We start from the raw sequence: 25,300 nt of genomic DNA, 5'->3' as shown, positions 1-25,300 counted from the left end.
GAAAGGAATGTCCGGTCAGGAGATAAGGCCGAAAGGAGTGAACGAAACATGTTGGCACCAGGACAAACATGGGCGCTCGGCGCAACTGCTGGGGCGGTCAATAGCGGGGACATCATTTTTCAGCTTGTCGCTTTCATTTTGCTGATGATTTTGCTCCGCAAGTTTGCATGGGGACCGCTTATGGGCGTCATGAAACAGCGCGAGGAGCATATCGCGAACGAAATCGACCAAGCGGAAAAACGCCGCCAAGAAGCGGAAAAACTGCTTGAAGAGCAGCGTGAACTGATGAAGCAATCGCGTCAAGAAGCGCAAGCGCTCATCGAAAATGCGCGCAAGCTTGCCGAAGAGCAGAAAGAACAAATCGTCGCCTCGGCCCGTGCGGAAGCGGAACGGGTAAAAGAAACGGCGAAACAAGAAATCGAGCGCGAAAAAGAACAGGCAATGGCCGCGCTCCGCGAACAAGTGGCGTCGTTGTCTGTCTTGATCGCCTCAAAAGTGATTGAAAAAGAGCTGACCGAGCAAGATCAACGCAAGCTGATCGAAGCGTACATCAAAGACGTTCAAGAGGCAGGAGGAGCGCGATGAACCAAGAAGTGATCGCCAAACGGTATGCATCCGCTTTGTTCCAAATCGCGCTCGAACAACAGCAGCTTGACCGGATCGAGGAAGACGTCCGCGCCGTACGCCAAGCGTTGGCGGAAAACGGCGAGTTTTTATCGCTTCTTTCCAACCCGAATCTTTCTTTAGAAAAGAAAAAAGCGCTTGTTCGTGAAGTGTTCGCCGGCGTTTCTGCTCCGGTGCAAAACACGCTTTTGCTTCTTCTTGAGCGCCATCGCTTCGGCCTTGTGCCTGAACTGGCCGACCAGTTTATCGCCCTTGCCAACGATGCGCGCGGCATCGCTGAAGCGATCGCCTATTCGGCGCGCCCGTTGACGGACGAAGAACTGCAGGCGCTTTCTGACGTGTTTGCCAAAAAGGTTGGCAAAGCAACGCTCCACATTGAAAATATCGTCGACCCGGAACTGATTGGCGGCGTGAAGCTGCGCATCGGCAACCGCATTTATGACGGCAGCGTCAGCGGGCAGCTTGAACGGATTCAGCGGCAGCTCATTGGTTAACATTTGGAGACAGGGGTGAAAGGCATGAGCATTAGAGCGGAAGAAATCAGCGCGCTCATTAAGCAGCAGATTGAAAACTACGAATCGCAAATCCAAGTGAGCGATGTCGGCACCGTCATCCAAATCGGCGACGGGATCGCGCGCGCTCATGGGCTTGATAACGTCATGTCCGGCGAGCTTGTTGAATTTGCCAACGGCGTGATGGGCATGGCGCTCAACTTGGAAGAAAACAACGTCGGGATTGTTATTTTAGGGCCGTATACCGGCATCAAAGAAGGAGACGAAGTGCGCCGCACAGGCCGGATCATGGAAGTGCCGGTCGGGGAGGCGCTCATCGGCCGCGTTGTCAACCCGCTCGGCCAGCCTGTCGATGGCTTAGGCCCGGTGGAAACGACCGAAACGCGCCCGATCGAGAGCCCGGCGCCGGGCGTTATGGACCGGAGATCGGTGCATGAGCCGCTGCAAACCGGGATTAAAGCGATCGACGCGCTCGTGCCGATCGGCCGCGGCCAGCGCGAGCTCATCATCGGCGACCGGCAAACGGGGAAAACGTCCGTCGCCATTGACACGATCATCAACCAAAAAGACCAAAACATGATTTGTATTTATGTCGCCATCGGGCAAAAAGAATCGACGGTCCGCACCGTTGTCGAAACGCTCCGCAAACACGGCGCGCTCGACTATACGATCGTCGTCACCGCTTCGGCGTCGCAGCCGGCTCCGCTTTTGTTCTTGGCGCCGTATGCCGGTGTGGCGATGGGCGAGTATTTCATGTATAAAGGCCAACACGTGTTAGTGGTCTATGACGATTTATCGAAACAAGCCGCGGCATACCGTGAATTGTCGCTCTTGCTTCGCCGCCCGCCGGGCCGTGAAGCGTATCCGGGGGATATTTTCTACTTGCACTCCCGCCTGCTTGAGCGCGCAGCGAAATTGAGCGATGCCAAAGGCGGCGGTTCGTTGACTGCGCTTCCGTTCGTCGAAACGCAAGCGGGCGATATTTCCGCGTACATTCCGACGAACGTCATCTCGATTACGGACGGGCAAATTTTCCTGCAATCGGACTTGTTCTTCTCCGGCGTCCGCCCAGCGATCAACGCAGGGTTGTCCGTTTCGCGCGTCGGTGGGGCAGCGCAAATCAAAGCGATGAAAAAAGTAGCCGGGACGCTCCGTTTGGACTTGGCCGCTTACCGTGAGCTGGAGGCGTTCGCCCAATTCGGCTCCGACCTCGACAAGGCGACGCAAGCGAAGCTCGCCCGCGGGGCGCGCACGGTCGAAGTGCTGAAGCAAGATTTGCATCAGCCGATCCCGGTCGAAAAACAAGTGTTGATCATCTATGCATTGACGCGCGGCTTTTTGGACGACATTCCGGTTGAAGATGTGCGCCGTTTCGAGAAAGAGTTTTACTTGTGGCTCGACCAAAACGGCCAACACTTGCTTGAGCACATCCGCACGACGAAAGATCTTCCGAACGAAGACGATCTCAATCAAGCGATCGAAGCGTTCAAGAAAACGTTTGTCGTTTCACAATAAGGCCGGCGGGGGCATATCGCCCCCTCACGCCTGTTAGAACCCGTGCAGCAAAAAGGTGGTGAAACCTTTGGCATCGTTACGCGATATTAAAACGCGCATCAATGCGACGAAGAAGACAAGCCAAATTACAAAAGCGATGGAAATGGTCTCGACGTCGAAGCTGAACCGAGCGGAGCAAAACGCGAAATCGTTCGTTCCATATATGGAGAAAATTCAAGAAGTCGTGGCCAACGTCGCGCTTGGCGCCGGGGGGGCTTCGCATCCGATGCTCGTTTCGCGCCCGGTGAAAAAGACCGGGTATCTCGTGATCACGTCGGATCGCGGTCTGGCTGGCGCGTACAACAGCAACGTGCTGCGCCTCGTGTACCAAACGATCCAAAAACGCCATGCTTCTCCGGACGAATATGCGATCATCGTCATCGGCCGCGTCGGGTTGAGCTTTTTCCGCAAGCGGAACATGCCGGTCATTCTCGACATCACCCGCTTGCCGGACCAGCCGTCGTTTGCCGATATTAAAGAAATCGCCCGCAAAACGGTTGGGTTATTCGCCGACGGTACGTTTGACGAGCTGTATATGTATTACAACCATTACGTGAGCGCGATCCAGCAAGAGGTGACGGAACGGAAGCTTCTGCCGCTCACTGACTTGGCGGAGAATAAGCAGCGCACGGTGTACGAATTTGAACCGTCGCAAGAAGAAATTTTGGACGTCTTATTGCCGCAGTATGCGGAAAGCCTCATTTACGGCGCATTGCTCGATGCAAAAGCAAGCGAACACGCCGCCCGCATGACGGCGATGAAGAACGCAACGGACAATGCGAACGAGCTCATTCGCACATTGACGCTTTCCTACAACCGCGCTCGCCAAGCGGCGATTACGCAAGAAATTACGGAAATTGTCGCCGGAGCAAACGCCTTGCAATAGCGGACTAGCAAGTTAGGAGGGAAAACGATGACAAGAGGACGCGTTATCCAAGTCATGGGTCCGGTTGTAGACGTCAAGTTTGAGAACGGCCACTTGCCGGCGATCTACAACGCCCTGAAAATTCAACATCAAGCGCGCAACGAAAACGAAGTCGACATCGACTTGACATTGGAAGTCGCCTTGCACCTTGGCGATGATACAGTACGGACGATCGCAATGGCGTCCACAGACGGCCTCATCCGCGGCATGGAAGTCATCGATACCGGTGCACCGATTTCGGTGCCGGTCGGCGAAGTGACGCTCGGCCGCGTATTTAACGTCTTGGGCGAACCGATCGACCTCGAAGGCGACATTCCGGCTGACGCCCGCCGCGACCCGATTCACCGTCCGGCGCCAAAATTCGAGGAATTGGCGACCGAAGTCGAAATTTTGGAAACCGGGATTAAAGTCGTTGACTTGCTCGCCCCGTACATTAAAGGCGGAAAAATCGGTTTGTTCGGCGGCGCCGGCGTAGGGAAAACGGTCTTGATCCAAGAGCTCATCCACAACATCGCCCAAGAGCACGGCGGGATTTCCGTCTTTGCTGGCGTCGGCGAACGGACGCGTGAAGGAAACGACTTGTACCATGAAATGAAAGACTCCGGCGTCATCAGCAAAACCGCCATGGTGTTCGGGCAAATGAACGAGCCGCCGGGGGCGCGGATGCGCGTCGCCTTGACCGGCTTGACGATGGCCGAATACTTCCGTGATGAACAAGGCCAAGACGTGTTGCTCTTTATCGATAACATCTTCCGTTTCACGCAGGCCGGTTCGGAAGTGTCGGCGCTGTTAGGCCGCATGCCGTCGGCCGTTGGTTACCAACCGACATTGGCGACGGAGATGGGCCAATTGCAAGAGCGGATCACGTCGACGGCGAAAGGATCGATCACGTCGATTCAAGCGATTTACGTCCCGGCCGACGACTATACAGACCCGGCTCCGGCCACGACGTTCTCGCACTTGGATGCGACGACGAACTTGGAGCGGAAGCTCGCGGAGATGGGGATTTATCCGGCCGTTGACCCGCTCGCCTCGACGTCGCGCGCGCTGGCGCCGGAAATCGTCGGCGAGGAGCACTACCAAGTCGCCCGCAAAGTGCAGCAAACGCTGCAACGTTATAAAGAATTGCAAGACATCATCGCCATCTTGGGGATGGATGAACTGTCTGATGAAGACAAACTCGTCGTCCACCGCGCCCGCCGCATCCAGTTCTTCTTGTCGCAAAACTTCCACGTGGCGGAGCAATTCACGGGCCAACCGGGTTCGTATGTGCCAGTGAAAGAAACGGTGCGCGGCTTTAAAGAAATTTTGGAGGGCAAATACGACCATCTTCCGGAAGATGCGTTCCGCTTAGTCGGCCGCATTGAAGAAGTGGTAGAAAAAGCGAAAGCTATGGGTGTCGAAGTGTGACCCGGGATAGGGGGATTGGACAATGAAAACGATCCACGTGAGCGTCGTCACTCCTGATGGCCCGGTGTACGAAGGCGATGTTGAGATGGTGAGCGTCAAGGCGAAAAGCGGCGAACTCGGCATTTTGCCGGGGCATATCCCGCTTGTCGCCCCGCTCGAGATCAGCGCCGCCCGTTTGAAAAAAGACGGCAAAACCGACTACGTGGCGGTCAGCGGCGGCTTTATCGAAGTCCGCCCGGACAACGTGACGATTTTGGCTCAGGCCGCCGAACGGGCGGAGGACATTGACGTCCTCCGCGCCAAAGCGGCGAAAGAGCGGGCGGAGCGCCGCCTGCAAAGCCAGCAGGATGACATCGACTTCAAGCGGGCCGAACTGGCGTTAAAACGCGCCATGAACCGTTTGAGCGTTGCGGAAATGAAGTAAAAAGCAGGGGAGTTTTTCCCCTGCTTTTTTTGATGAAAACGGAAGAATCGTCCGTCAAGGAGAGAGGCAAACGCTCTCTCTTTTTTCGTTCCTCGCATTCCGTCGTTTCAACAAAGATGAAGCGCTTACATGAATGGATACAGTGTTGACAGTGTTAACTTGAAGTTTTGCTGACACGGCTGGATATAAATGTTATAATGAAATCGAAGGAATTATTGAAAAATTTCATCATTAACACCATACGTATGTAGTAAACCGGAAGGGGGGCGAGCGTGTTGAGCAACGTCTATGCGAACAGTTATTTGATTATTTTCGTCTTCCTTTGCCTCGGGGTGTTGCTGCCGATCGGGGCGCTTGCGGTTGGACGCTTGTTGCGGCCGCATGTGCCGGACGAGGCGAAGGCAACGACCTATGAAAGCGGTAACATACCCTTTCACGACTCGCGCATCCAGTTTCAAGTCCGCTATTATTTATTTGCCTTGCTATTTGTGATTTTTGACGTCGAGACGGTGTTTTTATATCCTTGGGCGGTTGTTTACGACCAGCTCGGCCTGTTTGCCTTGATTGAAATGGTGATCTTCATCTTCTTGCTTGCCATTGGTTTGATCTACGCTTGGAAAAAGAAGGTGTTACGATGGATGTAAAATGGGATGGCTTCTCGCAAGCGGAAATGGAAGAAGTGAAGCGCAACGTTTTTTTGACGACGCTCGAGCAGTTAAAAGGGTGGGCGCGCAGCAATTCGCTCTGGCCGCTGACGTTCGGCCTTGCCTGTTGCGCTATCGAGATGATGGCGGTCGGCGGCGCCCATTACGACCTCGACCGGTTCGGTTCGTTTTTCCGCGCCTCGCCGCGGCAATCAGACGTCATGATTGTCTCGGGCACGGTGACGAAAAAAATGGCGCCGCTCTTGCGCCGGTTGTATGACCAAATGCCCGAACCGAAATGGGTCATCGCCATGGGTTCGTGTGCGACAGCCGGCGGCCCGTATGTGAAATCATACAGCGTCGTCAAAGGGGTTGACCAAATCGTCCCAGTTGACGTGTACATACCTGGCTGTCCACCAAACCCTGCGGCGCTCATTTACGGCATTCATAAATTAAAAGAAAAAATTCGCCTTGAAGCCAAAACAGGGAAGAAGGTGTTGTAACCGATGGATGAGGAAAAAGATTTGGCCCAGCGAAAAAGAGAAGCGGCGGAACGGGCGAAGCAGTTGGCGCGCGAAAAGCTCGCCGCCAGGCAAGCAGCTGAACAAGCCAAGTCATCCGACAGCGTCCCTGACGACGGTGTGAAAGCGCCTTCGGATTTGTCCACCCAACCGGCAAACAAAGAGACGGATGCAGCGCAGCCGGCATCAGCTGAAGATCTCGCAGCAGCGAAAAAACGAGCAGCGGAAGAAGCGCGGGCGAAAGCGGCCGAACTGCGTCGTCAGCGCGAGGCGGCGTCGGGAGCGGCGGCTGGGGACGACCTTGAGGCGGCGAAGAAGAAAGCGGCGGAAGAAGCGCGGGCGAAAGCGGCCGAACTGCGTCGTCAGCGCGAGGCGGCGTCGGGAGCGGCGGCTGGGGACGACCTTGAGGCGGCGAAGAAGAAAGCGGCGGAAGAAGCGCGGGCGAAAGCGGCCGAACTGCGTCGTCAGCGCGAGGCGGCGGCGTCGGGAGCGGGGGCCGGGGACGACCTTGAGGCGGCGAAGAAGAAAGCGGCGGAAGAAGCGCGGGCGAAAGCGGCCGAACTGCGTCGTCAGCGCGAGGCGGCGGCGTCGGGAGCGGGGGCCGGGGACGACCTTGAGGCGGCGAAGAGAAAGGCGGCGGAGGAAGCACGGGCGAAAGCGGCCGAACTGCGTCGTCAGCGCGAGGCGGCGGCGTCGGGAGCGGGGGCCGGGGACGACCTTGAGGCGGCGAAGAAGAAAGCGGCGGAAGAAGCGCGGGCGAGGGCGGCGGAACTGCGGAGACAGCGCGAGGCGGCGGAAAGCGGTGCGGAGGATGATCTTGAGTTGGCGAAGAAAAAGGCAGCTGCGGCCGCGAAGGCGAGAGCTGCTGCATTAGCCAAACAAAAAGCCGCTGAAGCGTCGGGCGACGATGACGAGCTAGCCAAGCAAAAAGCGGCCGCCGCGGCGAAAGCGAAAGCTGCGGCCGCGGCAAAAGCGCGGGCGGCGGCCTTGGCGAAGCAACAAGGCGGCGCTGGCGATGAGGGGGCGAAACAAAAAGCGGCAGCGGCCGCCCGGACAAAGGCCGAAGAAACTGACGGAGGAACCGGACGGTATGCCGCTCCATCGCCGAACGATCCGCTGCTTGAGAAATATGTCCGCATCATTCATGAGCATCTCGGTTCGGACGTGCTCGAGGATGCATACATCAACCGGCTGGCGAAAGACGTGCCGACGCTTGTTGTTCCCAAAGAGGCGTACTACAAAGTAGCCGAGTTTTTAAAATACAATGAACAGCTCCGGTTTGACTACTTGTCCGAGCTGCACGGAACCGATTTTCAGACGCACATGGAAGTGTACGTCCATTTGTATTCCTATCCGAACCGGCAGCCGGTGGCGTTGAAAGTCAAAATCGAGCGCGACAACCCGGAAGTCGATTCGCTCGTCCCGCTTTGGCCGGGGGCGAACTGGCCGGAGTGCGAGGCGTACGATTTGCTTGGCATCCGTTTCCGCGGACACCCGAACTTGATTCGAATCTTCCTCGGCGAACAATGGGTCGGACATCCGCTGCGCAAAGATTATGAGCCGTATGATGCGGAGGTGTAGATGATGCTGCGCACAGAAGAAATGATTTTAAACGTCGGCCCTCAGCATCCGAGCACGCACGGGGTGTTCCGCCTCATTTTAAAAATTGACGGCGAGATCATTCAAGAGGCGACGCCGGTCATCGGCTACTTGCATCGAGGGACGGAAAAAATCGCCGAAGGGCTGCAATACACGCAAATCATCCCGTACACCGACCGGATGGACTACTTGTCGGCGATGACGAACAACTATGTGCTTTGCCATGCGGTCGAAACGATGATGGGCATTGAAGTGCCGGAGCGGGCCGAGTATTTGCGCGTTCTTGCGATGGAGCTCGGGCGGATCGCCAGCCACCTCGTTTGGTGGGGGACGTATTTGCTCGATCTTGGTGCGACAAGCCCGTTTTTGTATGCATTCCGCGAACGCGAAATGATTATTAATCTATTAAATGAGCTGTCCGGGGCGCGGCTGACGTTCAACTACATGCGCATCGGCGGCGTTAAATGGGACGCGCCGGACGGTTGGATCGACAAAGTGAAGCAGTTTGTCCCGTACATGCGGGAGAAATTGGCCGGCTACCACGACCTCGTCACCGGCAATGAAATTTTCCGCGAGCGCGTAACAGGCGTCGGGCGGTATACGAAAGAAGAAGCGATCAGCTATTCGCTCAGCGGCGTCAACTTGCGGTCGACCGGCGTCAAATGGGATTTGCGCAAAGATGAACCGTATTCAATCTATGACCGCTTTGAGTTTGATGTGCCGGTGCGCGAGGGCGGCGACTGCCTTGCCCGCTATGAATGCCGGATGGCGGAAATTGAGCAGTCGCTTCGCATCATCGAGCAGGCGTGCGAGCAATTTCCGCCTGAGGGGCCGATCATGGGAAAAGTGCCCCGCATCATAAAAGCGCCGCCGGGCGAGACGTTCGTCCGCATCGAGGCGCCGCGCGGCGAGATCGGCTGCTATATTGCGAGCGACGGCAAAAAGGAGCCGTACCGCCTCAAATTCCGGCGTCCGTCGTTTTACAATCTGCAAATACTCCCGAAGTTGCTCAAAGGGCAAAACTTGGCCAATGTCATTGCCATTCTCGGGTCGATTGACATTGTGCTCGGGGAGGTCGATGGATGATGGAGCAATGGCTTGAATCGACGCCAAGTTGGTCGAACATCGCCCTGTTTTTCGGGCTTGGGGCGTTGCTTTTGGCGGTCGTGCTCGGGTTTGTCACATACGGCATTTTGGCCGAGCGGAAAGTGATGGGGTTTATGCAAGGGCGCATCGGCCCGAACCAGGTCGGCGGCCGCTTCGGACTGTTGCAAACCGTTGCCGATGTGTTGAAGCTGCTTTTGAAAGAGGATACGATCCCGAAAGCAGCCGACCGTCCGCTGTACGTGTTGGCGCCGATCATCGCCTTTACGCCGTCGTTTATGGTGCTGGCGGTATTGCCGTTTACCGATTCATTCCGGTTCGCCGATATCGGCGTCGGCCTTCTGTATTATATCGCTGTCTCCGGCTTGACGACCATCGGCGTTGTCGCCGGCGGCTGGGCGTCGAACAACAAATACGCTCTGCTTGGCGGCATGCGCGCGGCGGCGCAAATGATTTCGTATGAAATTCCGCTCGTCATGTCAGCGCTTGGCGTCGTGCTTTTGGCCGGAAGCATGAACTTAGTGGACATTGTGAAAGCGCAAGACGATCTATGGTTCATTTTCGCCCAACCGCTCGCCTTTTTGATTTTCTTTGTGGCAGCGGTGGCGGAATTGAACCGGACGCCGTTTGACTTGCCGGAGGCGGAGTCCGAGCTTGTCGCAGGGTTTCATGTTGAATATTCGGGATTCCGATGGGCGTTTTTCATGCTTGCCGAGTATGTGTACATGTTTGCCATGGCGGCGCTGATCACGATTTTGTTTCTCGGCGGCTGGCATCCGGTCGCGTTTCTCGGCTGGATTCCCGGAGCGGTTTGGTTTGCGTTGAAATTTTGTGCAGTTGTTTTCGTCCTCATTTGGTTTCGGGCGACGTTTCCGCGCGTGCGCGCCGACCAGCTGATGGAGTTCGCCTGGAAAGTGTTGCTTCCGCTTTCGCTCGTCAACATTGTGCTGACGGCGCTGATCAAGTCGTGGTTTTTCTAAGAGGTTGGTGATTTAGTACAAAATACTGCTAGCTCCACCTGTTTCTCAATTAGAGAAAAACTGTGGAATCAGCCTTCTTTTTTGGCGAAATGCCGTTGATTTGCTCGTGACAGCAGTTTGTCACCGGCCTTCTAAATCGAAAAGCGGACGAGGCCCAATCCGGCTTAGGCAAGGAGGCAGCCGCGCTGATGTGCATGGCCGCCCTGCGCTTTAGGGGACGGTTATGCCGGAACGCCATGTTCCCATGAGAGGGGGAGACCGATGATCGGATTAATGAAAGGATTGGCGTATACGTTAAAAGAGCTGACGCGTGAAAAAGTGACGTACGATTACCCGCACGAACCGCTCCCGCTCCCGGACCGGTTTCGCGGCATTCAAAAATTTTATCCGGAAAAATGCATCGTCTGCAACCAATGCGTGAACATTTGCCCGACCGAATGCATCCAGCTGACTGGGAAGAAGCATCCGGATCCGACGAAAAAAGGAAAAGTGATTGAGACGTACAATATTAACTTCGAAATTTGCATTTTGTGCGACTTATGCACTGAAGTGTGTCCGACGGAAGCGATCGTCATGACAAACAACTTCGAGCTCGCCGAATACAGCCGCGATGCGTTGTACAAAGATTTGGCCTGGCTGGATGAAAACGATACGAACGTAAGAAGGGAGAATAAGCCGTGAGCGGAACCGACATCGCCTTTTTCCTGCTCGCCCTCGCGGCGATTGCCGGCGGGGTGACGATGCTCCAGCTGACAAACGTCGTCCATATGGTCATCGCCCTCGTCACGACGTTTTTCGGCATTGCCGGGCTGTATGTGCTGCTGTCGGCCGAGTTCGTCGCTGTCGTGCAAGTGTTGATTTATTCGGGAGCCATTACGATCATCATGCTGTTTGCCATCATGTTGACGCGCCATCACGCCGACGACACGGAGCGCCAAACGACCGGCGGCGTCTGGCATCGGGCTGTTGCCGCCATCTCGGTTATCGCCTTTGGCCTTGCCGTCTACTTCGGCATCCGCCGCCTCGATTTCGGCGCCGACGGCAGCGCACTCGCCGGCGACAACGCACGGGAGATCGGCAAATGGCTGTACTCGTATTACACAGTCCCGTTTGAAATCGTGTCCGTCATTTTGCTCGTCGCCTTGGTCGGGGCGATTGTGCTGGCGAAAAAAGACGGCAAGGAGGCGGGGGACGAATGACGTTATCGGCTTACTTGGCGTTGGCGCTCATCTTGTTTTGCATCGGCTTGTATGGGGCGCTGACGAAGCGAAATACGGTCATTGTGCTCATTTGTATTGAACTGATGTTAAACGCGGTCAACCTCAATTTCGTGGCTTTTGCCAAATACGGCCCCCATCCCGGCGTTCACGGGCATGTATTCGCGCTGTTTGCGATCGCCGTGGCGGCGGCGGAAGCAGCCGTTGGCTTGGCGGCGCTCATCGCTTTTTACCGCAACCGGAAGACGGTTCAAGTCGATGAAGCCAATTCATTGAAACATTAGAAAAGGGGATGGGGAACGATGATGAACCTAGCTTGGGTTGTGCCGCTCTTCCCGCTTTGTTCATTTGTCTTGCTGCTGTTGTTTGGGCGGAAATGGGGGAAAGCGAGCGCCTATGTCGGCATCGCGGCTACGTTGCTGTCGATGCTGGCGGCCATTGGTGTGCTCGCCGACCGCCTCGGCGGGACGACGCATGAGGTGAATTGGACATGGATGACCGTCGGCGACGTGACGCTCACAGCCGGGGTTTCCGTTACGGCGTTAAACGCCTGGATGCTCGCAGTCGTTGCGGTTGTCAGCTGGCTCGTCCATATTTATTCGCAAGGGTATATGGCGGGAGACGAGCGGTTTTCGACCTTTTATGCGTACTTAGGGCTGTTTACGTTTGCGATGCTTGGGCTTGTGCTGTCGCCGAACTTGCTGCAGGCGTACATGTTTTGGGAGCTCGTCGGGCTCGGCTCGTTTTTGCTGATCGGTTTCTATTATGACAAAGAAGAAGCGAAGGCAGCAGCGAAAAAAGCGTTCATTATGACGCGCGTCGGCGATGTCGGCTTTTTCATCGGCATGCTGCTCTTGTTTTGGCAGACGAAAAGCTTCGATTACGACGACATTTTCCGCGCTGTCGGCGACGGCACGCTGTCGCCGGGAATGACGACTCTTGCGGCTATTCTCATTTTTATTGGCGCCATCGGCAAGTCCGGGCAGTTTCCGCTCCATACGTGGCTCCCGGATGCGATGGAAGGGCCGACGCCGGTGTCGGCGCTCATCCACGCTGCGACGATGGTGGCGGCCGGGGTGTACCTCGTCGCCGCGTTGTTTCCGCTTTATGAAGCAAGCGAGGCAGCCATGATGACCGTCGCGGTGGTCGGCGGGGTGACGGCCATTTTTGCCGCGACGATCGGATTGGTGCAGACGGATATTAAGCGCGTTCTCGCCTATTCGACCGTCAGCCAGCTCGGCTATATGATGCTCGCGCTCGGGTCGGGCAGTTATGTCGCCGCCATCTTCCATTTGACGACGCATGCCTTTTTTAAAGCGTTGCTCTTTTTGGCCGCCGGCAGCGTCATTCACGCCGTCCATACGCAAAACATCGAAGAGATGGGCGGACTTTGGCGGCGGCTGCCGTGGACCGCGCCGCTCTTTTTGGTCGGGGCGCTGTCGATCAGCGGCGTTCCGCTGTTTGCCGGCTTTTTCAGCAAGGACGAAATTTTGGCCGCCGCCTGGACGAACGGGCCGCGCCTCCTCTTTTGGCTCGCGGTTGCGGCCGCATTGTTGACGTCGTTTTATATGTTCCGGCTCTTTTTCCTCGTCTTTGCCGGGCCGGCGCGTCATCAAGGCGAGGCACATGAAGCGCCGGCGTCCATGGTCGGGCCGATGGCGGTGCTCGGCGTGCTGTCGGTCGCTTCTGGGTACATTCAAACGCCGTGGTTCGGTTCGTTTCTCGGCGAGTGGCTGACGGACGGATCCTACCATCATGAAGCGGCGCCAGGATGGATCGCGGTGGTGGCGACCATTGTGTCGCTCGCCGGGATTTTCCTTGCCTGGCTCATGTATGGGAAGCGGGCAGTGCCGCGCGACTGGCTGTCGGCGCGCGCTCCGCACACGTATGAATTGTTGCGCCATCGCTATTACATCGATGAACTATACCGGTGGACGATTGTGGCGTTCGTGTCATTCGTTAGCCGCCTGCTTGCGTATGTCGACCGCTTCCTTGTAGAAGGGCTCGCCCGGCTTGCCGCCGGCATCGTCGGCTCGGCTGCGTCCGCCGGCTCGCGCGGGCAAAACGGGCAAGCGCAGACGTATGGAGCGGTGACGGTGGCCGGATTGGCGATTTTGGTCGTCATCTTCGCGTTGACAGGGGGAGACTGGCTATGATCTTTTTATCGCTGCTTGTCTTTTCACCGCTGTTAGGCATCCTTTTATTAGCGTTTGTCCGCAAAACGGATACGAAAACGATTCAATGGCTCGGAACCGCCGCCACCGTGCCGCCGCTCTTTTTGGCGCTGTTTGCCTTCATCGAGTCGGGGCGCGGCTTTCGCCTTGAGCAGCTCGATGAGGCGCACGATTGGGTGCGGCTTGCCAACCTTCCGTTTTTAACGGATGCAGCGTATGTGATCCGCTATGAGCTCAGCATCGATGGGCTGGCGCTTGTGTTTCTCGTCTTGACCGCCGTGTTGGCGACTTTGGCGGCTGCCGCGTCCTTGTTGGTCAAAGCGGAGAAAAAAGGATATTTTATGTGGCTGCTCGCATTGGAGATCGGCATGCTCGGCGTATTTGCCGCCGCCAATTTCATCTGGTTTTTCCTCTTCCTCGAAGTGACGCTTGTCGCCATGTTTTTGCTTGTCGGCAAATGGGGCGGGTTTGAGCGCGAACGGGCGGCCTACGGCTACTTGGTGTATAACGGGCTCGGCTCGGCGCTGCTGCTTGTTGTGATCGCCGTCCTTGTCGCCCGCACCGGGACCGCAAACTTCGCGTTGCTCCGTGAGATGTTACATAACCCGGTCGCTCAAGGGCAGCTGATCGCCCCGCTCACCGAAGAGGGGCGGCATTGGCTGCTTGGCGGGCTGTTGTTGGCGTTTGCCGTCAAGCTGCCGGCCGTTCCGCTTCACCGCTGGCTCATTCGCGTGCACGTCGAAGCGCCGCCGCCGGTCGTCATGCTTCACGCCGGGGTGCTGTTGAAGATTGCGGCGTACGGGATGATCCGCTTCGGGATCGGCTTGTTTCCGGACGAGTTTCGCACGTTTGCTGGCGCCATCGCGGTGGTGGGAGTCATAAACGTATTGTACGGCGCGCTGTTGGCGCTCCGGCAGAGCGAGTTGAAACATGTGCTCGCCTATTCAAGCGTGTCGCACATGGGCGTGGTGCTCGTCGGACTCGGGGCGCTCAATGAAGCCGGCATCCAAGGAGCGGTCTTTCAATCGGTCGCCCACGGACTGATCGCCGCCTTGTCGTTTTTGCTCGTTGGCATTCTCACGGAGCGGATGCGGGCGACCGAACTGAACCGCCTTGGAGGGCTGACGAAAGCGATGCCGGTCTTTTCCGGGTACTTGTTAACCGCCGCGCTCGCCTTGCTCGGCTTGCCGGGCCTTGCCGGATTTGTCGGCGAATTCACCGCTTTTCTCGGGCTGTTTGCCACGAAGCCGGCGTTGGCGGCCGCCGGGGCGCTCGGACTGATTTTTGCCGCCGTCTATTCGCTGCGGGCCGTGCTTGAGATTACGTTCGGCCGCACTCGTGAGCCGCAGGCGCCCAGTTTGCGTGAAGCGCAAAGGGATGCTGCCGACTTGCGCGCAAAAGAAGCCGTGCCAGCGTTCATCCTCGTCGCTTTGATTGTGGCGGTTGGCGTCTATCCGCAGCTGTTGGCGGCGCCGCTCGCCGCCGCGCTTGAGACGATGATGAACGGATTAGGAGGTTGATCGATATGAACGACGTATGGCAGGCAAATTGGGGCATGATGGCGCCCGAATGGGTCATCCTTGCGGCGGCGGTTGTGCTGTTGTTGATCGATTTGGCGATGCCGAGCGAAAGAAGCCGCCGCCCGCTCGCCTGGGGCGCGGCGGCTGCCGCTGTCATTGCGTTGGCGGCGACGGCGGCGATGATTCCGGCCGATCCGGTTTCGATTTTGCATGATACGTTCCGGCTCGATGGGTTTGCCAAGGCATTCAAGCTCATCCTGCTGGCTGGAGGAGCGCTCGCCTTGCTGCTGGTCGTCGATTGGGAGCCGAAAGAAGGCGGCCGCTACCGCGGCGAATTTGCCTACATGATGCTGTTTGCCTTGCTTGGGGCGATGATGGTGGCCTCAAGCGGCGATTTGTTGACGCTGTTTGTCAGCATCGAGCTGCTTACGGTCTCGTCTTACATTTTGGCCGGTTTGCGCAAAACGGCAACGGCGTCCAACGAGGCGGCGCTCAAATACGTCATTAACGGCGGCATCGCCACCGCTATCATGCTGTTTGGCATGAGCTATGTGTTCGGTTTGACTGGAACGACAAACCTGGGCGACATTGCGCGCCGGCTGCAAGAGACGAACGAGCCGTACGTGCTCGGTTTCGCCTTTCTCCTTTTGTTGATCGGCGTTTCGTTTAAGCTGGCGACCGTTCCGTTTCATATGTGGGCGCCGGATGTATATGAAGGGGCGCCGGTTCCGGCGACAGCGTTTTTTGCCGTCGTGTCGAAAGCGGCGGGTTTCATCCTTTTGCTCCGCCTGTTTGTGACGATGTTTGCCGCCGCGCCGGCTGCCGGTCGGGATCCGTCGTCGCTCTTGTTGTCGATGCAGCCGGTGATCGCCGTTTTGGCCGGATTGACGATGATCGTCGGCAACGTTGTAGCGCTCCGGCAGCGGAGCCTAAAGCGGCTGCTCGCCTATTCAAGCATCGCCCACGCCGGCTACTTGCTCGCCGGGGTTGCCGCGATGTCGTGGGCGATGATCGATTCGCTTTGGATTTACTTGCTCGCTTATGTGTTTATGAACATCGGGGCGTTTGCCATCGTTGCGCATATCGCGCACCAGACCGGCTCCGATGATTTCGATGGGCTGTCCGGCTTGTACCGCCATCGCCCGCTGCTCGCTGCAGCCCTCGGGCTGTTCTTGCTCTCGCTCGCCGGCATTCCGGGGACGGCCGGCTTTATCGCCAAGCTCTATTTGTTCATCGGCCTTGTCGTCACCGAGCCGGGCCATTACGTGCTCGCGGCGGTGATGGCGGTGACGACGGTGATCTCGTATGTATACTACTTCAATTTGCTCGTTCAACTCTTTTTCCGTCCGGCTTCCCTCGCGCCGCTTGGCCGGCTGCCGGCCGGGCTGTCGGCCGCTGTCGTCGTATGCGCGCTCGGAACGCTGGTGATCGGCTGGATGCCGGGGCTTGCCTACGATGTGCTCGCCCAGTTCGGCCACTTTGGCGATTTTTTGCCGTAACGGTACAATAAGGGGAGAGGGAACCCTCTCCTCTTTTTTGTTGAACAGAGGGGAAAGCGCCTCATCAAGAGGATGGGGGACGTTTGCATGGTTTAGGAGGAGGTGGAGCGCGGTGATGCCCATCATCGGTCAACAGGCGCTGCTGTCGATTATCATTCATTTAGTGTTCATGGCGGTGACGTGGTGGACGCTGCAAGCTGTCCGGCTTGAAGTGCTTCTGAAGCCGAACCGCGTCGTCCAAGGGCGGCTGCTGTACATTTTATTGACGATTGCGATCGGCTCAACGGTTGCGAACTTTTTCCTCGACTATTGGGCATGGTCGACCGATTTGCCGTATTTGTTTCGCGACTAGCAGCGCCCCGTCCGCGGCAGGGCAGGCTTCATGCCGCCGACACGCTCGTTTTGGCCGCAACAGGCTATGCGATCGGCCGCGCGCTGCCGACGCATCTTCCATATGGCGCCATTGATCTGCATGGGTGGCCGGGTCTTTTTCGGCCGAGTGGACGATCCGTCCACTCTATTTTTATGCATGAAAACGATTTCAAAAATCGCCGGTTGTCGATTTTTTGGACGTATGTTCCCTGTCCTGGTGGCAACAATAACAAGTAAGGAGAGGAAGGGAACGAAGATGAGAAAAAACCGGATGAAATGGCTGTTGGCGCTCATGCTGGCCAGCCTGTTTTTCGCCGCCTGGCAATACCGGACGGAAGGCGCGCAGGGGGACGAATGGTCAAAACCGATGGAAACGATGGCGCACACGCTGGCGCAACACGGTGCTTCGCTTGGCCGCTGGGTCATTTACACAAGAGAGTATGCCCACGATATTCAAAATGATGCGGACTTTTTCAAAAAAATGGCGGAATTGAAACAAACATATCGTTCGTTTCACTGGTCGTTTGCCAAAAGCGGACATTGGCAAAAAGCGATCGGCAAAAACGAGCACGCCTTCTTCCAAGAACAAATCCAGCTCGTGATGACCGTCACAAACGGTACGCCGCAAACGTATATCCTCTATGAAGCAACGGGCCCCAAATGGAGCCGGATTGGGTGGAAAGAAGCAGCACGCCGCATTCAAATGAAGACGAACGGCCTATTTGTGAACGACCCTACATTTTATGCTTGTATTGAAGGCGAGTTCAATGGTAATATGAAAGGTGGTTTGTTCGATCAGGCTTCTCGGCTGGTGCGCGACTTTCAAGCGAAACCGGTCGAGTGGCTGCGGGAAGAGTCATTCGTTTCCCTGTCTGCATATACTGGGCAGTGGAAGAACGTTCTCCCGGCCGCCAAGCAACAGCCGATCAACCTGCAACTCGCCTTGAGGGAAAGATTGGGCGGCAAGACGCGCGTCGTTGTTGGAACCCCAATCATTACCATTGAATATTAATATAGAGAAATTGGACGCGGAGGGGAATACCTTGGAAAAGATCATCGTCCGTGGCGGAAACCGGTTGAGCGGCACCGTCAAAGTGGAAGGCGCAAAAAATGCCGTTTTGCCCGTCATCGCTGCCACCTTATTAGCGACAAAAGGAACTAGTACGATTCATGATGTGCCTGCTCTTTCCGATGTATATACAATCAGTGAGGTGCTCCGCTATTTAGGCGCCGATGTGCAAATCGCCGGCAATACGGTAACGGTCGATGCGACCGCTCCGCTGACGGTGGAAGCGCCGTTTGAATATGTGCGGAAAATGCGCGCTTCCGTGCTCGTCATGGGGCCGCTGTTGGCCCGCAACGGCCGAGCCCGCGTCGCCTTGCCGGGTGGCTGTGCCATTGGTTCGCGCCCGATCGATCAACATTTAAAAGGATTTGAAGCAATGGGCGCCTCCGTGAAAGTCGGCAACGGCTTTATCGATGCAGAAGTGAACGGCCGTCTCCGCGGCGCCAAAGTATACTTGGACTTTCCAAGCGTTGGGGCAACGGAAAATATTATGATGGCCGCGGTGCTCGCGGAAGGTACAACCGTGATCGAAAACTGCGCCAAAGAGCCGGAAATTGTCGATTTGGCGAACTTTTTGAACGCGATGGGCGCCAAAGTGCGCGGCGCCGGCACTGGCACAATCCGCATTGAAGGGGTCGACGAGCTTGTCGGCACGTCCCACACCGTCATCCCGGATCGCATTGAAGCTGGCACCTTTATGGTGGCAGCCGCCATCACCGGCGGCAACGTCCTCGTGCAAGGAGCGGTTCCCGAGCATTTAAGTTCGCTCATTGCCAAAATGGAAGAAATGGGCGTGACGATTATCGAAGAAGAAAACGGTGTGCGCGTCATCGGTCCGGAAACGTTGAAAGCCGTCGACATTAAAACGATGCCATACCCAGGTTTTCCAACTGACATGCAATCGCAAATGATGGCGCTCCTGTTAAAAGCGGAAGGCACGAGCATGGTCACCGAGACCGTCTTTGAAAACCGCTTCATGCATGTGGAAGAATTCCGCCGGATGAACGCTGATATTAAAATTGAAGGGCGCTCTGTCATTATTAACGGTCCGTGCCAGCTGCAAGGCGCTGAAGTAGCGGCCACCGATTTGCGCGCTGCCGCCGCTTTGATTTTGGCTGGACTTGCGGCGGACGGCTACACGCGCGTGACCGAGCTTCGTCATCTTGACCGCGGCTATGTCCGCTTTCATGAAAAACTGGCCGCGCTTGGCGCTGACATTGAACGCGTTCGGGAAGAAACAGAACAACTCGACCCGATCCAAGCGATCGAATGGAACGGATAATGGCGAAAAAACGACCGTGAACTGCCTGTTTCGGCGGGGAATGGTCGTTTTTTGCATTCTCTCGCCCCGCCTGGCCGGCCAACGCCGGCTCTCCGCTTTCAGCTGCACGGAGGAGGGCGCGCATCCGCCCGTTCCAGGACGGGAGGAGACGCGAAAGAAAACAGTCATATATACTTGTCCGAGCCCATAACTATAAGTAACGAACTGAAGCCATGCAGGCATTGGTTGATCATGTCCGCTTGGGCTTAGAAAATGCATATTGGGGGCTCGGCTATGGTGAAACGACTGAAACCGGTAATGGTACTTGCACTATGCCTGTTTGTGGCCATCCTCGTCATTCCCGCAGCGCTTGTCCTGCCGTTTTACGACGGGAAGGTGGCGAAATTGACGGAACAGTTGCAGAAGCACGAACAACTCCAGCGTTCGCAGGCAGCCGAAGGGCCGTCCATTGACGTGGCGGTTTACCGAAGCAAAGAACAGCGCGTGGAAAAAATCCCCCTTGAACAGTACGTCATCGGGGTGGTGGCGGCGGAAATGCCGGCTGAATTTGAGCTCGAGGCGTTAAAGGCGCAGGCCTTAACGGCGCGAACGTACATCGTCAAACAGATGCTCGCCAACCAGCCGTTCCGCCTGCCGCAAGGGGCGAATGTGACCGACACAGTGGCGCACCAAGTGTATTACAGCGATGACGAACTGCGGAAGTTATGGGGAAGCGATTACGACTGGAAGATCAAAAAAGTGACCAAAGCGGTTCTGGATACGCGCGGGCAAATTTTAACGTACAACAACGAACCGATTGAAGCGCTCTTCTTTTCCACAAGCAACGGTTATACGGAAAATTCCGAAGCGTACTGGCAAAACGATATCCCGTATTTAAAAAGCGTCGCCAGCCCATGGGACAAACAATCCCCGAAGTTTTATCAGCGAAAAACGATGTCTGTCGCCGAATTTGAGCGGAGGCTCGGGATCGCGCTGCCAAAAGACGGATCCGTCGGCGTCATTTTATCGCGCACGCCCGGCCGCCGCGTCGGAGAGGTGAAAATCGGCGGGAAGACGTTCACGGGCCGCGAAATTCGTGAACGGCTCGGCTTGCCGTCGACCGACTTTACGTGGGTGCGGAAAGGCGATGACATCATCATCACGACGAAAGGCTACGGCCATGGCGTCGGCATGAGCCAATACGGCGCCAATTTTATGGCCCAAGAAGGAAAAACGTACGCCGACATCGTGAAACATTATTACCGCGGCGTCCGCATCTCTTCAGCGACCGCCTTTTTGAACAAGTTGACCGCCAAACAATGACGGGGCGTCTGCCCCGATTTTTTTTTTGCATAAAATGCGGGAGAATATCAAAAAATAAGCAAAAAAATGGTGTTCGGCGTGTATATCTTTTCCTCTTTCTGTTCAAAATGGTTGCTGAGGTGATGAACATGAGAGAGGAACAAAAACAACCGTCGCTGAAGCGTTTCTTCCGCAAGCGTTGGGTATTTCCGGCTATTTATCTATCTTGCGCGGCGTTGATCGTCGCGGGCGCGCTTTGGTTCCAAGCGGGCAAACAAGAGGACGCGGGCGAAGACAACGTCGCGAAAAACGGCACCGCCCAGCAGGAAAACCCGGCTGTTCCGGTCAATGAAGCGGTCGAAAACATCGCGATGCCTGTGCTTGACCCGAACGCCGTGCAAGTCAAAACACCGTTCTATGATGACAACGCATCAGAACAAGAACAGGAAGCAGCCCTCGTCTTTTACGATCATACGTACCATCCGAACCAAGGGATCGACCTTGTGCGCCAGGACGGCAAAACGTTTGACGTTACGGCTGCATTAAGCGGCACGGTAACGAAAGCGGAAAAAGACCCGATTTTAGGCTACGTTGTGGAAATCAATCATGAACAAGGGGTCACGACCGTCTATCAATCGCTTGCCGACGTGAAAGTGGAAGCAGGCGATACGGTGAAACAAGGCGAAGTGCTTGGCAAGGCAGGGCAAAGCGAGTTTAACAAACAAGCAGGCATCCACGTCCACTTTGAAATTCGCAAAGACGGCAAACCGGTCAACCCGATCGACTATATCGACAAACCGTTGACCGCCTTGACCGACAAAGCCGAAGACAACGCCGGAACAGATAACGCCAACGCAAGCGAAGAGAAGAACGTGACGCCAAGCGACGAAACCGCGCCGAGTGAACAAAGCCCGGCCAAGGAAACCGAACAAACGCCGGCTGACGAAAACACAACGGCGCCAAGCGACCATGAGCAAGACCAACATGATGACACGTCTTCCTACAAAACGCCAAATGCCTCGATCGGCATGGCGAGAGCTTGATCGACATAGCGCCTGACAAAAGGAAAAGACCCTCTGTTTGCAAGACAAACAGAAGGGTCTTTTTCTCGTTCAAGAGGAGCGCAACGGAAAGAAAAGGTTTCCCACGCACCGCTTCAACCGATATAATGATAGAAAAATGGATGCGCAGGCAGGTGACAAGGCAGTGAAACTAGACGACATTGACCGCAAAATTCTGGAACTGTTGATTGAAGACGGCCGCATGTCGTACGTCGACATCGGCAAAAAGCTCAACTTATCGCGTGTCGCCGTCCGCGAGCGGGTCAACCAGCTCGTCAAACACGGCGTCATTGAGAAGTTTACCGTTGTCATCAATTCGGAGAAATTCGGCAAACAAGTGTCGGCGTTTTTCGAGGTTGACTGCGAGCCGGCGTATTTGGTCGAAGTGGCGCAAAAGCTGGCGGAGAATCCGAACGTGGCGAGCTGCTACCAAATGACCGGCCCAAGCACGCTCCATATGCACGTCCTTGTCGAAGACTTTGCCGCCCTCGAAAAATTCATCAACAATGAACTGTATGCGTTAGAAGGCATCACGAGAGTGGAGAGTCATATTTTGCTTCGCCGCTTCAAGAGCCGGACGGGGTTGAAGTTGTAGCGGCCATGAAGCAGCAAAATTTTTCGAAATATTAGACCTATTTCGCCAAACAAAGCTGGAAATAGTGCCCGTTTTCTTTTAAAATGGATGGAAAGAGGAAATATTCCGTTTGTTAAGAACTTGATTCAATTTACTTAACAAAAGAAAGGGACATACCGGCCATGGACTACCTATACCACCCATACCCATCGCAGCGAGTGACGGTGTTCGCCAAAAACGGCGTTGTGGCGACATCGCAGCCGCTCGCGGCGCAAGCGGGGCTTGAGGTGCTGAAAAAAGGCGGCAACGCCATCGATGCGGCGATCGCTGCGGCTGCTTGCTTAACGGTTGTCGAACCGACGTCGAACGGCATCGGCGGCGATGCGTTCGCCCTTGTTTGGACAGACGGGAAGCTGTACGGATTAAACGCGAGCGGCTATGCGCCAAAAGCGATCTCGATCGAAGCGTTGAAAGAGCGCGGCTATACGGAGATGCCGAAATACGGCTTCGCCCCGGTGACGGTCCCGGGTGCGCCGGCGGCGTGGGCGGCGCTGGCGAAGCGCTTTGGCCGCCTGCCGCTTGCCGAAACGCTCGCTCCGGCGATCGCCTATGCGGAAAACGGCTACCCAGTATCGCCGGTGCTGGGCAAATACTGGGCGAACGCTTATCGGGTGTACAAAGAAGCGCTGAACGGGCCGGAGTTCGCCTCGTGGTTTGCGACGTTTGCGCCGGGCGGCCGCGCGCCGAAGATCGGGGAAGTGTGGGCGTCTCCGGACCATGCGGCGACGCTCCGCTCCATTGCCGAAACGGAGGCGGAAAGCTTTTACCGCGGCGAGCTGGCGGAAAAAATCGCCACCTTCTCGAAGCAATACGGCGGCTTTTTGGCGGCGGACGACCTCGCCGAGTACGAACCGGAATGGGTCGAGCCGATCTCCGTCTCCTACCGTGGCTATGAAGTGTGGGAAATTCCGCCGAACGGGCAGGGGCTTGTCGCGTTGATGGCGCTCAACATCATGAGCGGGTTTGACGTGCCAAGCGTCCCGGATGTCGAGACGCACCACCGGCAAATCGAGGCGATGAAGCTGGCCTTTGCCGATGGCAAAGCGTACATCGCCGACCGCCGTTATATGAGCTGCAGCCCAGACGAGCTGTTGTCGGGGTCGTTTGCCGCCATGCGCCGGGCGCAAATCGGCGCGGAGGCGCTCACGCCGGAGCCGGGGACGCCGCCCAAAGGCGGCACGGTCTATTTGGCCGCCGCCGACGGCGAAGGGAATATGGTGTCCTATATTCAAAGCAATTACATGGGCTTCGGCTCCGGCCTCGTCGTCCCAGGAACGGGCATTGCCTTGCACAATCGCGGCCATAACTTCGCCTTTGATGAAGGCCATCCGAACGGGCTGGCGCCAAGGAAAAAGCCGTACCATACGATCATTCCCGGCTTTTTGACCAAAGGCGGCGCGCCGGTCGGCCCGTTCGGTGTCATGGGCGGATTTATGCAGCCGCAAGGGCATTTGCAAGTGATCATGAACACCATCGATTTTGACTTGAACCCGCAAGCGGCGCTCGATGCGCCCCGCTGGCAGTGGATGGAAGGAAAAACGGTGCTCGTCGAGCCGCACTTCCCGCGCCATATCGCCGAAGCGCTCGCACGCAAAGGGCATGACATTCGCTTTGCCTTAGACGGAGGTCCGTTCGGCCGCGGACAAATCATTTGGCGCGATCCTGACACCGGCGTGCTTGCCGCCGGGACGGAGCCGCGCACGGACGGGGCGGTCGCCGCTTGGTGAGACTCACGATAAAGGGATGACTTCGATGAACCAATGGCATTTATTTCTTGCTTTTTTCCGCGTCGGCATGCTCGGGTACGGGGGCGGGCCGTCCTCGATCCCGCTCGTGCGCGCCGAAGTGGTGACAAAATACCGGTGGATGACCGATGAAGAGTTTGTGGAAATTCTCGCCATTGCCAACGCCTTGCCTGGCCCGATCGCGACGAAGCTCGCTGGCTATATCGGCTACCGTGTCGGCGGCGCGCTCGGCTTAGTGAACGCCGTCTTGGCGACGACCGCCCCGACGGTCGTGCTGATGATCGTGCTGCTGGCCGCGCTGTCGTCGTTCAAAGACACGCCGTGGGTTGCCGGGATGACAAAAGCGGTGTTGCCGGTCGTGGCGGTCATGTTGGCGGAAATGACGTGGCAGTTCGCCAAGCAGGCGTGCGCCGCCCTCGGCATTTGGCCGGCCGCTCTGCTCCTGTTGGCCTGCTTTGTCGCCTTGCAGTGGCTCGGCCTTCATCCGGCGCTTGTCGTTGCCATTTTGCTGGTGGCGGCGTTTGTCGGCCGAAGCAAGCCCAAGGCGGCGGATAGAGACAAAGGCGGAGAAAGGAGGGCGTCGTCATGATTTATTGGCAGCTGTTTCTCGCCTTTTTTTGGCCCGGCATTTTGGGCTATGGCGGCGGCCCGGCGTCCATCCCGCTTGTCGAGCACGAAGTCGTCGATCGCTATCAGTGGATGACGGTCAATGAATTCAGTGAAGTGCTGGCGATCGGCAACTCGTTGCCCGGCCCGATCGCGACGAAAATGGCCGGCTATATCGGCTATGAACAAGCCGGCATTCTTGGCGCCGCCGTCGCCGTGTTTGCGAGCGTCGCCCCGTCGCTTATTTTGCTGATGGCTCTTTTGCAGCTCTTGTACAAATGGAAAGACGCGCCGCAAGTAAAGCGGCTCACCGCCTACATCCGCCCGGCGATCGCCGTCATGCTTGGGATCATGGCGATCGACTTTTTTCGCGAGTCGTACGAAGGAGCCGGGCTCGTCCAAATGGTGTGTCTCGCTGCCGCCAGCGCCTTGTTGATGTTCGGCAAATGGCGCCTCCATCCGGCGTACGTCATCGCCTTGGCGCTCGTGTACGGGGCGGTGTTTCTCTCGCCATGAATGGCCTCTATGGCTAAAGAAAGATGGAAG

The 25,300-nt window shown here is 56.7% G+C and carries 26 protein-coding genes; all 26 read left to right on the top strand.

The genetic code is table 11. The annotated features are described in order from the left end of the window. Positions 1 to 48: 48 nt before the first annotated feature. The 26 genes from atpF (at position 49) to ACR1UW_RS01015 (ending at position 25,270) form a co-directional block, all read left to right on the top strand. Positions 49 to 585: a F0F1 ATP synthase subunit B gene (gene atpF / locus ACR1UW_RS01140; RefSeq protein WP_050367977.1), complete on the top strand. Its 537-nt coding sequence runs from the start codon at positions 49 to 51 to the stop codon at positions 583 to 585. Further along, on the top strand, positions 582 to 1,118 hold the full coding sequence (locus ACR1UW_RS01135; RefSeq protein ID WP_044745369.1) for a F0F1 ATP synthase subunit delta: 537 nt from the start codon (positions 582 to 584) through the stop codon (positions 1,116 to 1,118). The genes atpF and ACR1UW_RS01135 overlap by 4 nt, the downstream gene beginning before the upstream one ends. Positions 1,119 to 1,142: 24 nt before the next feature. Next, complete coding sequence (atpA, locus tag ACR1UW_RS01130) at positions 1,143 to 2,651, top strand: F0F1 ATP synthase subunit alpha (protein WP_044745368.1); 1,509 nt, start codon at positions 1,143 to 1,145, stop codon at positions 2,649 to 2,651. Positions 2,652 to 2,718: 67 nt separating this feature from the next. Further along, the gene (atpG, locus tag ACR1UW_RS01125; RefSeq protein WP_011232826.1) at positions 2,719 to 3,576 is read left to right on the top strand and encodes an ATP synthase F1 subunit gamma; all 858 of its coding nucleotides are present in this window, start codon (positions 2,719 to 2,721) and stop codon (positions 3,574 to 3,576) included. Positions 3,577 to 3,603: 27 nt separating this feature from the next. After that, positions 3,604 to 5,025 (top strand): F0F1 ATP synthase subunit beta, encoded by a 1,422-nt coding sequence (atpD, locus tag ACR1UW_RS01120; RefSeq protein ID WP_025039365.1) that lies wholly within the window; start codon positions 3,604 to 3,606, stop codon positions 5,023 to 5,025. A gap of 22 nt (positions 5,026 to 5,047) precedes the next feature. Beyond that, positions 5,048 to 5,449, top strand: a complete 402-nt coding sequence (locus ACR1UW_RS01115) for a F0F1 ATP synthase subunit epsilon (protein ID WP_063210980.1) — start codon at positions 5,048 to 5,050, stop codon at positions 5,447 to 5,449. A gap of 275 nt (positions 5,450 to 5,724) precedes the next feature. Next, complete coding sequence (locus tag ACR1UW_RS01110; RefSeq protein ID WP_033010835.1) at positions 5,725 to 6,093, top strand: NADH-quinone oxidoreductase subunit A; 369 nt, start codon at positions 5,725 to 5,727, stop codon at positions 6,091 to 6,093. Beyond that, positions 6,084 to 6,596, top strand: a complete 513-nt coding sequence (locus tag ACR1UW_RS01105) for a NuoB/complex I 20 kDa subunit family protein (RefSeq protein ID WP_033010828.1) — start codon at positions 6,084 to 6,086, stop codon at positions 6,594 to 6,596. Before ACR1UW_RS01110 ends, ACR1UW_RS01105 begins: the two co-directional genes overlap by 10 nt. A 372-nt stretch (positions 6,597 to 6,968) precedes the next feature. After that, positions 6,969 to 8,195: an NADH-quinone oxidoreductase subunit C gene (locus tag ACR1UW_RS01100; protein ID WP_498935351.1), complete on the top strand. Its 1,227-nt coding sequence runs from the start codon at positions 6,969 to 6,971 to the stop codon at positions 8,193 to 8,195. A gap of 3 nt (positions 8,196 to 8,198) precedes the next feature. Beyond that, the gene (locus ACR1UW_RS01095) at positions 8,199 to 9,299 is read left to right on the top strand and encodes an NADH-quinone oxidoreductase subunit D (RefSeq protein ID WP_033011809.1); all 1,101 of its coding nucleotides are present in this window, start codon (positions 8,199 to 8,201) and stop codon (positions 9,297 to 9,299) included. Beyond that, on the top strand, positions 9,296 to 10,297 hold the full coding sequence (gene nuoH / locus ACR1UW_RS01090; RefSeq protein ID WP_033011763.1) for an NADH-quinone oxidoreductase subunit NuoH: 1,002 nt from the start codon (positions 9,296 to 9,298) through the stop codon (positions 10,295 to 10,297). The genes ACR1UW_RS01095 and nuoH overlap by 4 nt, the downstream gene beginning before the upstream one ends. A 261-nt stretch (positions 10,298 to 10,558) precedes the next feature. Beyond that, entirely contained in the window at positions 10,559 to 10,978 is a 420-nt protein-coding gene (gene nuoI, locus ACR1UW_RS01085) for an NADH-quinone oxidoreductase subunit NuoI (RefSeq protein ID WP_025949605.1), read from the top strand. Beyond that, the gene (locus tag ACR1UW_RS01080; protein WP_033011765.1) at positions 10,975 to 11,496 is read left to right on the top strand and encodes an NADH-quinone oxidoreductase subunit J; all 522 of its coding nucleotides are present in this window, start codon (positions 10,975 to 10,977) and stop codon (positions 11,494 to 11,496) included. The genes nuoI and ACR1UW_RS01080 overlap by 4 nt, the downstream gene beginning before the upstream one ends. Then, positions 11,493 to 11,798, top strand: a complete 306-nt coding sequence (gene nuoK / locus ACR1UW_RS01075) for an NADH-quinone oxidoreductase subunit NuoK (protein ID WP_033011766.1) — start codon at positions 11,493 to 11,495, stop codon at positions 11,796 to 11,798. Before ACR1UW_RS01080 ends, nuoK begins: the two co-directional genes overlap by 4 nt. 18 nt (positions 11,799 to 11,816) lie before the next feature. Further along, positions 11,817 to 13,670 carry an NADH-quinone oxidoreductase subunit L gene (gene nuoL, locus ACR1UW_RS01070; protein ID WP_033011767.1) on the top strand — a complete coding sequence of 618 codons (1,854 nt, stop codon included), beginning with the start codon at positions 11,817 to 11,819 and terminating at the stop codon, positions 13,668 to 13,670. Then, complete coding sequence (locus tag ACR1UW_RS01065; RefSeq protein WP_033011768.1) at positions 13,667 to 15,208, top strand: NADH-quinone oxidoreductase subunit M; 1,542 nt, start codon at positions 13,667 to 13,669, stop codon at positions 15,206 to 15,208. Before nuoL ends, ACR1UW_RS01065 begins: the two co-directional genes overlap by 4 nt. Before the next feature lie 5 nt (positions 15,209 to 15,213). Continuing rightward, on the top strand, positions 15,214 to 16,707 hold the full coding sequence (nuoN, locus tag ACR1UW_RS01060; protein WP_033011770.1) for an NADH-quinone oxidoreductase subunit NuoN: 1,494 nt from the start codon (positions 15,214 to 15,216) through the stop codon (positions 16,705 to 16,707). Positions 16,708 to 16,819: 112 nt separating this feature from the next. Next, complete coding sequence (locus tag ACR1UW_RS01055) at positions 16,820 to 17,059, top strand: DUF1146 family protein (RefSeq protein ID WP_033011771.1); 240 nt, start codon at positions 16,820 to 16,822, stop codon at positions 17,057 to 17,059. Positions 17,060 to 17,335: 276 nt separating this feature from the next. Continuing rightward, positions 17,336 to 18,091, top strand: a complete 756-nt coding sequence (locus ACR1UW_RS01050) for a YwmB family TATA-box binding protein (RefSeq protein WP_033011772.1) — start codon at positions 17,336 to 17,338, stop codon at positions 18,089 to 18,091. A 31-nt stretch (positions 18,092 to 18,122) separates the two neighbouring features. Then, positions 18,123 to 19,427 (top strand): UDP-N-acetylglucosamine 1-carboxyvinyltransferase, encoded by a 1,305-nt coding sequence (murA, locus tag ACR1UW_RS01045; protein ID WP_033011774.1) that lies wholly within the window; start codon positions 18,123 to 18,125, stop codon positions 19,425 to 19,427. A gap of 273 nt (positions 19,428 to 19,700) precedes the next feature. After that, the gene (gene spoIID / locus ACR1UW_RS01040; RefSeq protein ID WP_033011776.1) at positions 19,701 to 20,729 is read left to right on the top strand and encodes a stage II sporulation protein D; all 1,029 of its coding nucleotides are present in this window, start codon (positions 19,701 to 19,703) and stop codon (positions 20,727 to 20,729) included. Positions 20,730 to 20,857: 128 nt separating this feature from the next. Then, positions 20,858 to 21,751 (top strand): stage II sporulation protein SpoIIQ, encoded by an 894-nt coding sequence (spoIIQ, locus tag ACR1UW_RS01035; protein WP_498934333.1) that lies wholly within the window; start codon positions 20,858 to 20,860, stop codon positions 21,749 to 21,751. Positions 21,752 to 21,914: 163 nt separating this feature from the next. After that, positions 21,915 to 22,364 (top strand): Lrp/AsnC family transcriptional regulator, encoded by a 450-nt coding sequence (locus tag ACR1UW_RS01030; protein WP_015376050.1) that lies wholly within the window; start codon positions 21,915 to 21,917, stop codon positions 22,362 to 22,364. Between the two features lie 161 nt (positions 22,365 to 22,525). Beyond that, positions 22,526 to 24,130: a gamma-glutamyltransferase family protein gene (locus ACR1UW_RS01025; RefSeq protein ID WP_033011779.1), complete on the top strand. Its 1,605-nt coding sequence runs from the start codon at positions 22,526 to 22,528 to the stop codon at positions 24,128 to 24,130. A 25-nt stretch (positions 24,131 to 24,155) separates the two neighbouring features. Further along, positions 24,156 to 24,737, top strand: coding sequence for a chromate transporter (locus tag ACR1UW_RS01020; protein ID WP_033011780.1), 582 nt, complete (start codon positions 24,156 to 24,158; stop codon positions 24,735 to 24,737). Next, positions 24,734 to 25,270, top strand: a complete 537-nt coding sequence (locus tag ACR1UW_RS01015) for a chromate transporter (protein ID WP_033011782.1) — start codon at positions 24,734 to 24,736, stop codon at positions 25,268 to 25,270. Before ACR1UW_RS01020 ends, ACR1UW_RS01015 begins: the two co-directional genes overlap by 4 nt. Positions 25,271 to 25,300: the final 30 nt, after the last annotated feature.

The sequence above is a fragment of the Geobacillus lituanicus genome (genome assembly GCF_050994965.1).
GTDB lineage: Bacteria > Bacillota > Bacilli > Bacillales > Anoxybacillaceae > Geobacillus > Geobacillus stearothermophilus.
Note: the sequence above shows the minus strand (reverse complement) of the source record. Positions and strands in the feature narration are given on the sequence as shown.

Bases quoted from the DNA above. Each gene is read 5' to 3' on its own strand.
- nuoI (WP_025949605.1), top strand. From the start codon at position 10,559: ATGATCGGATTAATGAAAGGATTGGCGTATACGTTAAAAGAGCTGACG.
- ACR1UW_RS01105 (WP_033010828.1), top strand. From the start codon at position 6,084: ATGGATGTAAAATGGGATGGCTTCTCGCAAGCGGAAATGGAAGAAGTG.
- nuoN (WP_033011770.1), top strand. From the start codon at position 15,214: ATGAACGACGTATGGCAGGCAAATTGGGGCATGATGGCGCCCGAATGG.
- ACR1UW_RS01115 (WP_063210980.1), top strand. From the start codon at position 5,048: ATGAAAACGATCCACGTGAGCGTCGTCACTCCTGATGGCCCGGTGTAC.
- ACR1UW_RS01095 (WP_033011809.1), top strand. From the start codon at position 8,199: ATGCTGCGCACAGAAGAAATGATTTTAAACGTCGGCCCTCAGCATCCG.
- atpA (WP_044745368.1), top strand. From the start codon at position 1,143: ATGAGCATTAGAGCGGAAGAAATCAGCGCGCTCATTAAGCAGCAGATT.
- ACR1UW_RS01135 (WP_044745369.1), top strand. From the start codon at position 582: ATGAACCAAGAAGTGATCGCCAAACGGTATGCATCCGCTTTGTTCCAA.
- nuoK (WP_033011766.1), top strand. From the start codon at position 11,493: ATGACGTTATCGGCTTACTTGGCGTTGGCGCTCATCTTGTTTTGCATC.
- atpD (WP_025039365.1), top strand. From the start codon at position 3,604: ATGACAAGAGGACGCGTTATCCAAGTCATGGGTCCGGTTGTAGACGTC.
- atpF (WP_050367977.1), top strand. From the start codon at position 49: ATGTTGGCACCAGGACAAACATGGGCGCTCGGCGCAACTGCTGGGGCG.
- ACR1UW_RS01050 (WP_033011772.1), top strand. From the start codon at position 17,336: ATGAGAAAAAACCGGATGAAATGGCTGTTGGCGCTCATGCTGGCCAGC.
- spoIID (WP_033011776.1), top strand. From the start codon at position 19,701: ATGGTGAAACGACTGAAACCGGTAATGGTACTTGCACTATGCCTGTTT.
- spoIIQ (WP_498934333.1), top strand. From the start codon at position 20,858: ATGAGAGAGGAACAAAAACAACCGTCGCTGAAGCGTTTCTTCCGCAAG.
- ACR1UW_RS01025 (WP_033011779.1), top strand. From the start codon at position 22,526: ATGGACTACCTATACCACCCATACCCATCGCAGCGAGTGACGGTGTTC.
- ACR1UW_RS01015 (WP_033011782.1), top strand. From the start codon at position 24,734: ATGATTTATTGGCAGCTGTTTCTCGCCTTTTTTTGGCCCGGCATTTTG.
- nuoH (WP_033011763.1), top strand. From the start codon at position 9,296: ATGATGGAGCAATGGCTTGAATCGACGCCAAGTTGGTCGAACATCGCC.
- ACR1UW_RS01020 (WP_033011780.1), top strand. From the start codon at position 24,156: ATGAACCAATGGCATTTATTTCTTGCTTTTTTCCGCGTCGGCATGCTC.
- ACR1UW_RS01065 (WP_033011768.1), top strand. From the start codon at position 13,667: ATGATCTTTTTATCGCTGCTTGTCTTTTCACCGCTGTTAGGCATCCTT.
- nuoL (WP_033011767.1), top strand. From the start codon at position 11,817: ATGATGAACCTAGCTTGGGTTGTGCCGCTCTTCCCGCTTTGTTCATTT.